Below are 14,960 nucleotides of genomic sequence, written 5' to 3'. Positions count from 1 at the left end.
AGGAGAACGCCGATGCTAATACAATTAAACCCAACTGGGGTTTTAGATTTATTGTCACAACTAGAAGTTGATTTATTAGAGCAATCATCCACTAGCGAGCGCTATAAACTATTTAGAAATTGTGCACTTGCTGTGCTAAACGTGGGGAGTCATACGGACGCCAGCAACGAAATTTATGATAAATATCAAGATTTTGATATACGCCTATTGAGCCGTGAACGCGGGATTAAAATTGAGCTTGAAAATCCACCCTTAACTGCTTTTGTAGATGGTGAGATCATCACCGGTATTCACGAACATATTTTCTCTGTTATCCGCGATATTTTATTTATATGTCAAAAATACGAAAAAAATCTTAAAGAACAAAAAGCCATTACTCATATGGTGTTTGACATGCTAAGAAATGCCGATGCATTGCGCGTAAATAGCGAACCTAGCATGGTAGTTTGTTGGGGCGGACATTCTATTAATGAAGTTGAATACAAATATACTAAGCAAGTGGGATACGAATTAGGCTTACGCGGTTTAAATATTTGCACAGGCTGTGGACCTGGCGCAATGAAAGGCCCTATGAAAGGAGCCACCATTGGCCACGCGAAACAACGCATTAAAGATAATCGTTACTTAGGCTTGACTGAACCAAGTATTATTGCTGCTGAACCACCGAACCCAATTGTAAATGAGCTGGTAATTTTACCTGATATAGAAAAGCGTTTAGAGGCATTTATACGCACCGCTCACGCTATAATTATTTTTCCTGGTGGAGCTGGCACCGCAGAAGAGCTTTTGTATTTATTAGGTATATTGTTACATCCTGACAACGCCAAACAATGCATGCCTGTGATTTTAACGGGCCCAAAAGAAAGCGAAGCTTATTTTAAAGAACTGTGCGAATTTGTTGAAATGACATTAGGTAAAGAAGCGCTCAACAAATTTGAAGTAATTATTGATGACCCTAAATTAGTTGGACAAACATTAAAGTCAGCAATGACTGATGTACGCAATTATCGTAAAAGCGAAGGTGATGCGTATTACTTTAACTGGACGCTAAAGATTGATAACGATTTTCAGCAACCTTTTGCACCAACCCATGAAAATATGGCTGGTCTTGATTTACACCTTAATCAACCAAAACAGTTATTAGCAGCTAATTTACGACGAGCATTTTCAGGAATTGTTGCCGGCAATGTAAAAGACGAAGGTATAAAAGCGATTAAACAAAATGGCCGTTATATTTTAAGCGGTGAACCCGCTTTGATGAAAGATATGGATAAACTGCTTCAGGCATTTGTTGACCAAGGACGTATGAAGCTCCCTGGTAGTAAGTACACTCCATGTTATGAAATAAAAGCATGAGTTTTATAATTTGAAACCACATTTACTTCTTATAGATGCGCTTAATCTAATTAGGCGCATTTACGCGGTTGACGTAAACCAAAAACACCACAGTGATGATCAAATGATCGAAGCATGTTGTGCTAGAGTAGCTCATGCATGCAAAAAACTACTAAACACTACCAACGCCACCCATGCTATTGCTGTGTTTGATGGAGACAGAAGTTGGCGTTACCATTTCTATAAAAATTACAAACATTCACGCTCGCCAATGCCACAAATTTTGAAAGATGCATTAATACATTTCAAAACAGCCATTGAAGAAACAGGTATTGTAGTATTTGAACCTATTAATGACGAAGCTGACGACATTATTACCACCCTTGCGTGCAAAGCTGCAACGAATAATGTAAGCAACACAATTGTATCTACTGACAAAGGTTTCTTACCTCATTTAGGTCAATACATAACTATTTATGATTACTTTAAAAAGCAATACCTTGATGAGCACAGTATAAAAGAACGTTTTGGAGTTCAACAAAGTAGGTTAGTAGACTTTTGGGCACTCGCTGGTGATAAAACCAATGATATTCCAGGCGTAAAAGGCATAGGGATAAAGTCGGCTCAACAACTTATTAATAATTATAATACTGTTGAGCAAGCGCTAGAAGATAAATTACTAAGCCCAAGTATTCATAAAAAGCTAGAAGCAAATATGGAAATGTATGTAATCTCAAAACAACTGGTTAGTTTACGCACGGATATAAACTTGGGTTTTAGTTTAAAGCAATTAAGGCTTAGTTAGTCGCATGTTTATAGCGTGTGCTAATTACAATACGTATACTATTATTAGATTCTGTGACCAGAGTAAATAATGTTGAAAAAGTTTTTTAGGTATTTAATTCTAGGTTTAGGGCTATATGCGCTAATAGCAACATTGGTGATCACTTTTTATAAAGATGACCCCCAAGCGATGATTTGGCAAGACCGCGAAGCATTTAATAAACGTTATATCGAAAAGCTTTCACTAGAGCAGCCTACTACTATTAATAGTGTACTTGACTACTTAGGCAGCCCAGATCTTACTTTTGCAAAACGCAATAGTGATGAAGTACTTCAAATCATTTTTTATCGCACGCAACATAAAACGTCCGATGGCATAACAACCATAGATGAATGTACCGGACTGTTATTTAAAAATGGTCAACTTATTTTGTGGGGGCCTAGTGCTTATAAAAAATATCAGGATTAAAACTAGGTGAAGGCATAATGAATGAGCCTATTTCTGTCAAACTAAACCAATTACTTGAAAATACAAAACTATTTTTAACTTTATATAATGTAAAAAAACAATGGCAGACAGTCTACCCTGCAGTATGTAAACTTTCTGAGCAATACAGAGAATTATATGAGCAATATCCTGTAGCTTTACAAGCTAGGTGTGCTGTATTTAACCCTAAATATAGTTACTCTGTTAATTTGGTTATCAATCAATGTGTTTTAACCGCTGCTTTGTGTAAAAGCCAGCAATACAATAATCAGCTTAGTGAATTATATATCTGTGCTGCACTTGTTGATCACTTATGTGTGGGTGAGCAACTAAACAAGCTTTCCAAACAGTTAAAGTTTAGTGATAGTGATAAAAAAATATGGCAACTACGCCACCAGCTCACCGCTAAAATAATCTTAACTGATGGTGATTCAGCAAAACCAATAACGCAAGTTCTTGCAAAACTAAGTAAGTACAAGCAAGCATTAGTCACTACACCAAAAATAATGCTTTATGATGGTGGCATTACGCTTGTTGCTATCGCTAATATAATTGCAATGAACATTACTTATAGCCCTTCTAAACAACATATTAGTCTTTTTAAAGCTCTTGGCGATTTATATATACGTACACCTAACCTATTTGCGCAACAGCTAATAAAATTTTTAATCGCACATATAGGCCCATTATTACCGGGTAGCCGAGTTATATATAATGATCAATTAATGGTGTATTTGGCCAGCGACAATCAGCAGCGTCATATACTAATAAACGCCGAGAATAAAAATAAAATAGCGTGGTATAGAGTCAAGGCATTGCTAAACAGCAACGCTATCCAGTGGCAATCAAATGATTCACGTATCCAAATTAGTGTATGGGACAGTGAGCATATAACTTCCACTGCCAATATACTAAATAATGGGTCGCTAGCTTTGATAGAGTTAATTAGTCGTCTTAAGTTGCAGCATGAATACAGCTACAAAGCGTTAAGCCAAATTATGGCGCCTTATCCTAATGTAATAGAAAATCTATGTGAGGCTGTAAAACCTTATAATAATGAACATCAAGCGGCTAAAAATTTGAAACATAGTCTATCTATGGTTGGTTATTTTAACGCCCCTGCAATTATTCAGCGAGTTATATTTGAGCAACTGGTTAAGGTAACTCCTCACCCTTTACAACAATTTGTTTTAACGCGACTAGAGTGCATAGTAGAAATTATTGCTCTATTGGTTAGTAAAAATAAAATGATTCAATTTGAACATATCGCACTTCCTCTCTATGGCTATGCTTATTTTTTATTAACACAATGCAGTACACATATATCTAGAAAAATAATGATTGATGAAACACCTAACACCACATTGAATACGCCTATTAGTGCCTTTTTTGGTGTTAGTTCATTAGACACTGAGCAGCTAAAAGCACAACTTACATTACTATTAAGTGATAACCCTTGGGCAATCGCATTATTGGAAGCTGAACATCTTCCAAAAAAGCAGCTCAACGAACGCAGTAAACTATGGGTAGCAATAAAGGCGCTTACACAAACCGTATTTAAACCGCAGCTAAAGCTAAGCACTTGGCAACAGCAAATATTAGATCAGCAATTAACTACTCAAAAATGGGAAAACCATCACTTATTTAATGAACAGCTCCAAGAGCTTGCCTTATCTAATACTATTTAATACCAATCCGTAATAATACTTAATCAATTTGAGGGATTAAACCTGACGCTAACTGCGTTTAATCTACTTGCAATAAGCAAGCTAATGACGCGCAAATTCGCCTTTTTTCATTGAAAATCTCTGGCTAGAAAAATAATTTTAAATATCATTATGGTTCAATATGTTAGTAAATATCTTATATCTGTGTTCAGGTTATTTAGTCTTTTTATTTCCATTATAAATACAATTTATACCCAGTATTTGTAGTATAAACTGGCAAAATGGGCGATAAGTTGGTATAAATGCGCCCTTACAATTTTCAATCCCATTCACATAAATGACCTAACAAGCTGTTACTCTCTCAGAGTAATAATTTATGTGCAAATCAAAATCTTTAAAGGAAAAGTCAATGGCCAAACAAACCATCACAGTGATCAAAGGCGACGGCATCGGTCCGAGCATTATCGACTCAGCACTTGAAATATTAAAAGCCGCAGGTTGCGACTTTGATTATGAATTTGTTGATGCAGGCCTTGCAGCACTTGAAAAAACAGGTGAGTTACTTCCGCAAGAAACGGTTGATACCATTGCTAGAAACAAAATCACATTAAAAGGTCCTTTAACTACGCCTGTAGGTGAAGGTTTTACGTCTATTAACGTAACGCTTCGTAAGCAATTTGGTTTATACGCTAACGTACGCCCAGTTAAATCATTTGTTGGTACTAAAGCGCGTTACGACGATATTGATATCATTACTATTCGTGAAAACACCCAAGGTATGTACTCAGGTGCTGGCCAAGTAGTAAGTGAAGACGGAAATGAAGCACAAGCAAAATCGATAATTACGCGTGAAGGCGCAGAAAAAATCGTAACTTTTGCATACGAGCTAGCGGTACGCGAAGGTCGTAAAAAAGTAACTGCCGTTCATAAAGCTAACATTTTAAAATCAACATCTGGTTTGTTTTTAAAAGTAGCACGTGAAGTAGCAGAGCGTTACCCACAAATTGAATCAAATGAAATGATTGTTGATGCAACATGTATGAAGCTGGTAATGACACCTGAAGAGTTTGACGTAATTGTTACGACTAACTTATTTGGTGATATTTTATCTGACCTTTGTGCTGGTTTAGTTGGCGGTTTAGGTATGGCACCTGGTGCTAACATTGGTGAAGACGCAGCAATTTTTGAAGCTGTACATGGTAGCGCGCCTGATATTGCAGGCAAAAATCTAGCTAACCCAACATCTGTAATTTTAGCATCTATTCAAATGCTTGAGCATTTAAATATGGGCGATACAGCAGAGCGTATTCGTAGTGCTGTTGCTGATGTAATTAAATCAGGCGACCGTACAACTCGCGATTTAGGTGGCAGCCACGGTACAACTGATTTCACTCAATCAGTAATTGACCGTTTATAATTAATATTTGTTATTAATTTAAAAAGCCCGCTAATTTAGCGGGCTTTTTTATGTTTGCTAACTACGTTTATACTAACCTAGAGTATTTATGCAGGTTATACCAATTCGCTTAATTAAGTGATCTATTTTGCGGATTGGTATTAGTATTAAACCTAAATAAACTTAACAGTAGTAATCCTAATAAACCCGCCAGTGATCCGCCACTTGAACCCGAACTACTTTGTTGTTTTTGTACAGTAGCAGATAACTCTTTAGTAAAAGTATCATTGGTTTGAATATCAGTAACATTCAACGTTACGTTATATGTCCCGTCAGTTTGATAAGTATGTATTGGGTTTTGTAAATTTGATAACGCACTGCCATCACCAAAATCCCAACTGTAAGTATAACTATTAAAGCCGCCGGTTACTTGGGCATTAAATTGTGCGCTTAAATCACTAATTGTAGCGTTTGCGTTTATGCTAAGCGGAACAGTTGCAGTTACATCAATCGCTTTAGTTTGCTCAGTGCCTTCGTTATCTGTCACTGTAAGCGTTACTTGGTAATCACCAGAGTATAAATAATTATAAGTAAGCGATTGCGTCGTTAAAATACTTCCATCCCCTAGCTGCCAATTATAAGTATACGGTGCGACCCCACCTGTAAGCGAAGCCTCAGCTGTTAAAGTTCCTTGGTTTATTTCATATTCAATTTCATTTACAGATAATGGTTCAGCTAGTGTAACTTGAACTACAGCTACTTGATCTGAAGTACCATTATCTGCCATAAACTCAACGCTATAAGTGCCATAGTCTTGGTATTCATGAGTAGGGGTTAACTCTATGCTTGAGCTACCATCATCAAAATTCCACGTAAATGTATCCGAAGGCGTGAGTGCAAAACCTTCTACATTAAAATTAACGGTTAAACCTGTTTTGGTAAAATTAATACCCTTAGTAACATCGTAATTAAGCTCTACTTCTATGTCTTCACTATCAGCTGACTGATTTATAATATTAAACCCAAAACCAACCTGTGGAAGCATAACACCCGATGGTTTTTGCGCTGAAAAGCTATAATCGTTTTTATCAGTGAACTGGGTGATAGCTGATAAATCATCATCACCTAACCCTGCCCTTTGTTGGTATAGACTAAAAGCAGCATCACGTATTTGAATTGCTGAAGCAGCCGGAGTTTGCGTACTGCCTTTATTTATTGAGCGCTGATCGGCATCTACCACTAATGCAAAACCACTGCCTGGATGCTCGGTAGTGTTATTATCTGCTTGAGATTCATTGCTGTACCACAATAATAACCCCGGTGAGTACTGCTCTGCTTGTAAGCTACTGTCAACGTCTGTGTATGAACGCAATTGTAAATAGTAATGTGATGGTGATGCATATGTGTAATTACCAATTTTTTCAAAGCCATTAAACTCAGTGTTAACTTGATCTTGTGCATTATTTTGCCAAATTAAAGTATCACTTTGCTCAATGCGCATATCATCAACAACAAAACCATAATAATGTGTGTTCGCATCTGTTATGTATTCAATTTTTAAATCAATTGTTTGCCCAGCATAAGCTGATAAATCAAACTTATGGGTCAAATAGCCGTTAGGTTGCTTAGCATCACTATTAAGAAATGAATCACCTGAGATATACGGACCAATATCACCGTAGTATGGATTAAGCGCTTGCGTATAATTACTCGCGATTGGCTCGCCATCTACTTTTACTTGAACTAAATCGTAATCGCGCTCAATACTGTAATAAGCAATAAAGCTTAAAGTAAGTGTCTCAGTTGTGCTTGGTAGCGCTATTGTATTCGCTAAGCTGTTGCTAATATTGTCGCCCGTATTTGAATAGTATTGAAAATCACCTTCTACTGGAGCCCTAAATTTTTCGAGCCTTGGTGGCAGTGTTATTTTTATTTGATTTTGCAGTTGTGAAGTACTCGCAGTATTAATTAATGTTTGCTGTGAGTTAGCCTCTATCTCATCCATATCAAGTGTAAGCTGGTTAACCCAGTTACCCCGGTATCGTTTTTGTAAATACTCAAGCGCATAAGGACTAAACATAACCGGCTCTGAGCCTCTTGGCGAACCAGCCCAACTTCCTGTCGACATAACTGACCAAGACGCGACGGGCTCACCTACCGTGTTAGATTGCAAGTCGTATTCATCCAATAATCCTAAGTCATGTCCAAACTCATGCACTACCACACCAATCCCTGCATCAATAGGGTTAATGGTATAACCAAAGAGCTTAATATTGCTGCCTGCAATCTCGCTCGGCCCGCTATTTTCATCAAACACATAGTAGCGGTGCGACCAAATAGCATCGGTGCTTAGGTAACCGCCACCTGCTTCCTCACCAATACTTGAATGAAAAATCATTACATGGTCAATGATGCCATTAGGTTCATTAACAATACCGTCGCCATCAATATCATCTAAATCGGTTAAATCATAATCCGCTAAATTAATATTAAACTTTGCAACCGCCTTCTCCACAGCCTCTTTAATTAAAGCGGGTGCATTTATATCCCGTGTACTGCCTTGGCGCTCACCATATATTTTTGCATTGCTATCAGCGGTTACCCAGCCATATACCTGTCCGTTAAAGTTTAAGCTGTTCCCCGAAGCCACTTTATAATAATCAGCAGCCGTTTTTAAGCTTTGTCCATCAGGGCCCGTATAACCTTGAGTATTAAAAAGCATTTGCTGATAGTGCTCAGTTGAATATTCAGCGTAAAACATGTCGGTGTCTTGCTCTACAAGCTGATTGTCGTCATGTTTTAGATCAGGAAAATCAATTAAGATAGCTAACACTTTTACATCATTAACACTTTGATCTGGCACTAGTGACGTTGAAAAAGCAACCTGCTGTTTATTTGTGTTTGAAAAAACGTTAGAGGAGGATTTAAATTGCCTAAAGCCATTTTTAATTGAGTGACTGGCAGCTTCTTTATTACTCATATATGACTTAAATGAACTATCTAACTCACTTGAGGATATTTGGTCTCTTTTTTTAAGCCAATATAAAATACGTTCTTCGTTAGTTATACCAACATCATGCGGACTTATATTATTAGCTGCCACTATTGGGCTTAATAGCGTAGTTAAAAGCGCAATTAACATCACTTTTTTCACTGTGTTTTCCTCAAACATAATTATGTAGTAATCATACCTAATAATAGGAATTTAAACAGGCGATAAAAACATATAGTTAACATATGCAATAAAAGTTAATGGTCTCTCACTATTTTTATATCTAAAATCGAACCCACAACCTAAAGTGCATAATTTCTGCTAGTAAACTCAGTTAAACACAGAGTTTCTGCAGATTTAAATTAAAAAAAGCCACAAAACGAATTTAAAATGCAAAAAACCGCTTTCAAGGTTGACATAAAGGCTCAAAACCCTTAAAAATAAACCTATACAGAATTTTTAATTTAAAAGCAGTGTTTTGCTAAGTAGAGTAAAAACTATGAACACACACATTAATCTTTTAGTCGTACTCGTACTGGTCTTAGTTATAAGCCCAGCGGGGATGTATTAAAAGGTGATACTGCTTTTTAAAAACCCTCGCACTACGCGGGGGTTTTTTTATGCATAAAAAGCGCACAGAGGAATGAGGATGAGCAAACAAGAATATAATGGTTCTGAACTAGTTGTTCAGGCATTAAAAGATTTAAAGGTTAAATACATATTTGGCTACCCCGGTGGTTCAGTATTAGATTTATACGATGCACTTTTTCAACAAGATGATATTGAACACATACTCGTGCGTCACGAGCAAGCTGCTACGCATATGGCCGACGGCTATGCACGAGCAACTGGTGACGTGGGTGTTGTGCTTGCAACCTCAGGCCCTGGCGCTACAAACTGTATTACAGGTATTGCAACGGCCTACATGGATTCAATTCCTATGGTTGTATTATCAGGCCAAGTACCTACAAATTTAATTGGTGACGATGCATTCCAAGAAACTGATATTGTTGGCTGTTCTCGCCCTATAGTTAAACACAGCTTTAATTGTAGAAGTGCTAAAGACATCCCTGCAATACTCGCTAAAGCCTTTTATATAGCCAGTACAGGTCGTCCAGGCCCAGTTGTAGTTGAACTCCCTAAAGACATGCTAAACCCTGCGATTAAGTTTGAATACGAATTTCCTCAAACAACAGAACTTAGAACCTACAGTCCTAATACTAAAGGTCACTCTAAGCAAATTCGAAAAGCTGTTACTGCCATTTTAGAAGCTAAAAAGCTTGTTATTTATTCGGGTGGCGGCATTGTTATTTCAAACACGTCAGAGCAATTAACACACTTAGTTGAATCGTTAAATGCGCCAATTACAAACACACTAATGGGATTGGGTGGTATTTCAGGTGTGCACCCTAACTTTGTCGGTATGTTAGGCATGCACGGTACACTAGAAGCAAACAAAGCAATGGCTAACGCCGATGTTATTTTGGCATTAGGTGCCCGATTTGATGACAGGGTAACTAATAATGTTCAAAAGTTTTGCCCTAATGCCACAATTGTACATGTAGATGTAGACCCAACCTCTATTTCTAAAACAATCAAAGCACATATTCCCGTTGTGGGTTGCTTAGCAACGGTGCTGGAGCAACTACAAGCAGGTATCGATAAAAGCCCAATTAAAATCGACCGCAGCGCACAAGAAGATTGGTGGCGTCAAATTATCAGCTGGCGCGAACAAAAATGTTTAAGCTACAACACTGATGGCGAAAAAATTAAACCACAAGCCGTTATAGAAGCTGTTTATAAAGCCACTAATGGCGATGCTTACGTAAGTTCTGACGTTGGTCAGCACCAAATGTTTGCAGCGCAATACTACCCATTTAAACATCCTCGTCAGTGGATAAATTCAGGCGGCCTAGGCACTATGGGCTTTGGTTTACCTGCTGCAATGGGTGTAAAGCTAGCCTTTCCGGATAAAGAATCTGTATGTATTACAGGTGATGGCTCTATTCAAATGAATATCCAAGAACTATCTACCTGTTTACAGTACAACCTTGCGGTAAAAGTTGTATCACTTAATAACCGCTCTTTAGGTATGGTACGTCAATGGCAAGATATGGTTTACGGCGGACGCCATTCATCATCTTACATGGATTCCCTCCCTGATTTTGTTAAGTTAGTTGAAAGCTACGGACATGTAGGTATTCAAGTAAATACGCTTGATGAACTACAACCTGCAATTGACAGGGCGATGAGCATAAACGACCGCTTAGTCTTTTTAGATATTCTTGTCGACGAAAAAGAGCATGTATATCCAATGCAAATTAAATTAGGTGGCATTGATGAGATGTGGTTACGTAAAGGAGTAAAAGCATAATGCGTCGTATTTTATCTATATTATTAGAAAATGAACCCGGTGCTCTGTCACGTATTGTTGGGCTTTTTTCACAACGTGCATACAATATTGATAGCCTGACTGTAGGTACAACTGATGATCAATCATTATCGCGTATCACTATTACCACCATGGGTGATGACCGTGTTGTTGAGCAAATAACAAAGCAAGTTAATAAACTTGTTGATGTATTAAAGATTATAGATTTAACCGAGATGAGTCACATCGAACGCGAGCTTTTATTAGTTAAAGTATTCGCGCAAGATGAATCAACCCGTGCTGCAGTAACCCGTGTGGTCGATGTTTTCCAAGGCGCTATTTTAGATATGGGACGTCAAAGTTACAGCCTACAACTTGTTAGTAGCACAGATAAGATAGAATCATTTTTAGATACGTTGCGACATGAAACTGACATTATTGAAGTTGTGCGCTCAGGTGCTGTAGGCATAGGAAGAGGCGATAAAGCCTTAAAAGCATAACTTACCTATAATTAAGCCATTGAAATTTGGCTTTTTAATAGATAAAAAAAAAGGGCTAATTAGCCCTTTTTTTATTTAATTTGTTAAACCTATTAAGGGTTTACTTGGTCTTTAAGACCTTTACCTGCTTTAAAGCTTGGGATAGTTGCTGCTGCGATTTGGATCTCAGCACCCGTTTGCGGGTTACGACCAGTACGTGCCGCACGTTCTTTTACTGAGAAAGTACCAAAACCAACTAACGCTACTGAATCACCTTCTTTTAAAGAAGAAGTTACAGCACCGGTAAACGCGTCAAGAGCACGAGTAGCGGCAGCTTTAGAGATTTCTGCATCAGTAGCAATTTTTTCAACTAATTGAGCTTTATTCATTGTTAGATTCCTATTCGTTATTATTTTGCCTTCGCAAATCCTATCTTTATGCATTTTTAAACAGTTAGCAACAGCAAATTGCATTTTTTGTTTAAAATCTTCAAAAACACATAAAATTTAAATAATTCTCGGTAAAATACAGCATGTTGAGTTAACAACAACTTAATTTAAGTACAATTTTGGTGCAACTTAGGCAACATAATAAACTATATTTTTTCGATAACTAAGGTCACTTCCCCAACCTCGACACCAAACTTAACAATAGATGTGCGGTTTATCAAGCGCGTTTGTGTAACCAAGTACATCCAATCGTCAAAATTAACGTTTAAAGTGCTGTCATCATATGCAAGTTCAACATTATAGTTCCAATGAAATACACTGCCATTACTTTTCCCTTTAGCTACACCAATAACATCATCAGCAGTGCCCGTTAGGCTGTTATCGTTATTAAGCGTTACTTTCCAAATACGTTTTTGTGTTTCACCATCATCGTAAACAAAATCTTCCTCAATAACACCCTGGTTACCATCCCACGTTGCATTCATATCTACGACAAGCTTGCGGGTCAATTCACCCTTAAAGTCTTGTACAACACCATAGGCTTTTAAATTTCCACTAAAAAATGTTTTAAAGTCAAAGTTTGGCGATGTATTTTTATAATGTTCAACATTTGGCGCTGAACAGCTAATTAAAAGTAGAGCTGATAAGCAGATCAATGCTGTTTTTAACGTGTTTAATATATTCATATTAATTCCCTAATAATTGCTTTCGTAGTTTTGGCTCAGAAGTTTTTTCATCAAGCCAAATTGCTAAAAAGTCACTCGAAAATTGAAGTTCGTTTATTTCACCAATTTGTTCATCATTATGATAAAAAACACTCATTCCCTGCTCATTAGTGATCAGCGTTAGCGAATCGCCTTTTCTAATATCAGGCCAAATAGACAATAATTCACTGTCATATTTATCAGCTAGCTCTTTTTTTCCAATATGCTCCCACTGCTCATTTGTTGCTTTTACGATTTCTTTAGCTTCAAAGTCACGTAAATAGGTAAGTTTAAATTTAATAGGATGCGTTCCTGCGCTGTAATTACCTGAAGGGGTAAATAAAACCGCGTCATATACATCCCAAAATAAATACTCCATTCGTGCTTCGCCTACTTTATTAAACTGTGTGTCAGCTAAAACAATTGAAGTTGTAAGCAAATAAAAAGTAACTGCCTTTAGTATAAGTTTCAAAATAAGCTCCCTCGAGTCAATGAGTAATGTTACGAAATGGGAATTGTGGGCGATCAGCGGTTGATGAATAACTTAATTTTTTGGTTTATAAAAAGAATAGCAGTAAACACAGTAGACCAAAGCGCACCGTACACGAGCCAAAACTGCCATAAAGGTAAGCCTAAACTTATTACTTCAAAGCGCGCCCCAGCCCAATAACTTGCTGGCGCAAAAGCTATGCATACTAAAAAGGCCTGCCAAAGTTTTAACCTACCTAAAAAGATCATTGAGGTGTTTAAAGAAAGTAATAATGCAACCCATAAAAAGGCGAGCCATAGAGGAAAGGGATAAACTTTAAATTCCAACAAGCCTAACTTTACCGCTATAAACTCTAACAACATTGCTAGAGGTAGGGCTTTAATTAGTAATAAGGTGTCTTGTTTTTTCTGCTTTGACAAACAAAACATTAAAACAATAATTAATCCGCTAAAAAATAGCGAATCAGCCTCAAGCAGCAATGATAAAAACCACACTGCTTGAAATAAAACAAAATTAATAACCGAGCGCAATATCATCGTTATCGCTCATAAACCTCGGTTTACGTGCCATTAAATGCACTGTGCTTGTAGCTCTAGCTCTAAACGCACCTTCGCAATAAGCAAAGTAAAATAACCACAAGCGATAAAAGCGTTCATCAAATTTTGAACGGTCCAAATCTGGCCAGCTTTTTATAAAACGGGTTCGCCAATCAGCTAATGTTCGTGCGTAGTGAGCGCCAATATCATTAACAGTATGAATTACCATGTCGGTATTATTTTTAATCTGCTCACTCATTTCGTTAAGTGATGGCAAACATCCGCCCGGAAAAATATACTGTTGGATAAAGTCAGAATTTTTTAAGTAGTGCTTATAACGCTGATCGCCAATAGTTATAGCTTGTATGAGCATAGCACCATCATCTTTCAACAGTTCACCACATTGGGTGAAAAAGCTAGGTAAGTACTCATGGCCCACCGCTTCTATCATCTCAATAGAAACAAGCTTGTCGTACTTGCCTTTTAATAGTCTGTAATCGAGCTTGAGTAACGTTATTTTATTTTCAAGACCAAGCTCAATAATTTTATTTGCTACGTAATCGTGTTGTTCGTCAGATATAGTTGTTGTTGTAACATGGCAATCATAATGCGTGGCTGCATATATAGCAAAAGCCCCCCACCCTGTACCAATCTCAATAACTGAGTCATTTTTTTGAAGCTCAACTTGCTCACAAATGCGTTTAAGCTTGTATAGTTGAGCCTCTTCAAGTGTCGCTTCTTTTGTAGGATATACAGCACTTGAGTAAAGCATTTCTTTACTTAAAAATGATTCGTACAAATCATTACCTAAGTCGTAATGAGCAACAATATTCTTTTTAGATCCTGATTCAGAATTTTTATTTTTTATATGATTGAACCGGTGTGCGACATTGCTAAAAAATGCGAATTTTTTTTCAAACTCATCAAGTTGCTTTTCATTTATAGCAAATATTTCTATAAATGAGGTTAAGTTATCGCAAGACCAATGCCCAAGAATATACGATTCGCCTGCGCCAACGCTGCCTGACAGAGCAAATGCTTTATACATTGCTTTATCATTTACTGTAACAGTTGCTTTTAGTTCTGAAGATGAATCCCCAAAAATAGTTCTTTCGTTTCCCTCAATCAAAACTATTTGACCAGTTTTAATTGACGAAAAGGCTTTAGTTACTAATTTTTTATATATGTTAGTTAACCAACTCGTGCTTTGTTCACAATTTAAGCTCGACACTTTATCCATTAAAATACCTATTTATTGTTCTAACTATCTG

13 protein-coding genes are annotated in these 14,960 nt (G+C 37.1%); 7 read left to right on the top strand and 6 right to left on the bottom strand.

Features of this window, described 5'->3' with window-relative positions; translation table 11 throughout:
- The first annotated feature begins 12 nt into the window (after window positions 1-12).
- From ppnN to D172_RS19690, 5 genes are all read left to right on the top strand, one after another.
- Entirely contained in the window at window positions 13-1,356 is a 1,344-nt protein-coding gene (gene ppnN, locus D172_RS19710) for a nucleotide 5'-monophosphate nucleosidase PpnN (RefSeq protein WP_007376311.1), read from the top strand.
- Between the two features lie 10 nt (window positions 1,357-1,366).
- The gene (gene xni, locus D172_RS19705; RefSeq protein ID WP_007376312.1) at window positions 1,367-2,140 is read left to right on the top strand and encodes a flap endonuclease Xni; all 774 of its coding nucleotides are present in this window, start codon (window positions 1,367-1,369) and stop codon (window positions 2,138-2,140) included.
- Window positions 2,141-2,209: 69 nt separating this feature from the next.
- Window positions 2,210-2,587 (top strand): DUF3192 domain-containing protein, encoded by a 378-nt coding sequence (locus tag D172_RS19700; protein WP_007376313.1) that lies wholly within the window; start codon window positions 2,210-2,212, stop codon window positions 2,585-2,587.
- A 17-nt stretch (window positions 2,588-2,604) separates the two neighbouring features.
- Entirely contained in the window at window positions 2,605-4,293 is a 1,689-nt protein-coding gene (locus D172_RS19695) for a hypothetical protein (RefSeq protein ID WP_007376314.1), read from the top strand.
- Window positions 4,294-4,681: 388 nt separating this feature from the next.
- The gene (locus D172_RS19690; protein WP_007376316.1) at window positions 4,682-5,689 is read left to right on the top strand and encodes an isocitrate dehydrogenase; all 1,008 of its coding nucleotides are present in this window, start codon (window positions 4,682-4,684) and stop codon (window positions 5,687-5,689) included.
- 109 nt (window positions 5,690-5,798) lie between these two features.
- Here the strand turns inward: D172_RS19690 and D172_RS19685 are convergent, their stop codons facing one another.
- Window positions 5,799-8,822, bottom strand: coding sequence for an immune inhibitor A domain-containing protein (locus D172_RS19685; protein ID WP_007376317.1), 3,024 nt, complete (start codon window positions 8,820-8,822; stop codon window positions 5,799-5,801).
- A 487-nt stretch (window positions 8,823-9,309) separates the two neighbouring features.
- Between D172_RS19685 and D172_RS19680 the strand changes: the two genes are divergently transcribed.
- Together D172_RS19680 and ilvN are read left to right on the top strand one after the other, a co-directional pair.
- Entirely contained in the window at window positions 9,310-11,034 is a 1,725-nt protein-coding gene (locus tag D172_RS19680; RefSeq protein ID WP_007376318.1) for an acetolactate synthase 3 large subunit, read from the top strand.
- Window positions 11,034-11,531 (top strand): acetolactate synthase small subunit, encoded by a 498-nt coding sequence (gene ilvN / locus D172_RS19675; RefSeq protein WP_007376319.1) that lies wholly within the window; start codon window positions 11,034-11,036, stop codon window positions 11,529-11,531. Before D172_RS19680 ends, ilvN begins: the two co-directional genes overlap by 1 nt.
- A gap of 92 nt (window positions 11,532-11,623) precedes the next feature.
- Here ilvN and D172_RS19670 read toward each other — a convergent pair whose 3' ends face one another.
- The 5 genes from D172_RS19670 to D172_RS19650 all read right to left on the bottom strand — a co-directional run bounded on the left by D172_RS19670 (window position 11,624) and on the right by D172_RS19650 (window position 14,929).
- The gene (locus tag D172_RS19670; RefSeq protein ID WP_002962474.1) at window positions 11,624-11,899 is read right to left on the bottom strand and encodes an HU family DNA-binding protein; all 276 of its coding nucleotides are present in this window, start codon (window positions 11,897-11,899) and stop codon (window positions 11,624-11,626) included.
- Window positions 11,900-12,105: 206 nt separating this feature from the next.
- A complete protein-coding gene (locus D172_RS19665; protein WP_007376320.1) occupies window positions 12,106-12,645 on the bottom strand; it encodes a DUF3833 domain-containing protein in 540 nt (179 codons plus the stop codon).
- A gap of 1 nt (window position 12,646) precedes the next feature.
- Window positions 12,647-13,135, bottom strand: coding sequence for a chalcone isomerase family protein (locus D172_RS19660; protein ID WP_007376321.1), 489 nt, complete (start codon window positions 13,133-13,135; stop codon window positions 12,647-12,649).
- A gap of 53 nt (window positions 13,136-13,188) precedes the next feature.
- Window positions 13,189-13,689 (bottom strand): DUF2878 domain-containing protein, encoded by a 501-nt coding sequence (locus tag D172_RS19655; protein ID WP_007376322.1) that lies wholly within the window; start codon window positions 13,687-13,689, stop codon window positions 13,189-13,191.
- A complete protein-coding gene (locus D172_RS19650; protein ID WP_007376323.1) occupies window positions 13,667-14,929 on the bottom strand; it encodes an SAM-dependent methyltransferase in 1,263 nt (420 codons plus the stop codon). Before D172_RS19650 ends, D172_RS19655 begins: the two co-directional genes overlap by 23 nt.
- Window positions 14,930-14,960: the final 31 nt, after the last annotated feature.

Source organism: Pseudoalteromonas sp. Bsw20308, assembly GCF_000310105.2.
GTDB classification, from domain to species: domain Bacteria; phylum Pseudomonadota; class Gammaproteobacteria; order Enterobacterales; family Alteromonadaceae; genus Pseudoalteromonas; species Pseudoalteromonas fuliginea.
This window is presented reverse-complemented; position numbering and strand designations above follow the sequence as displayed.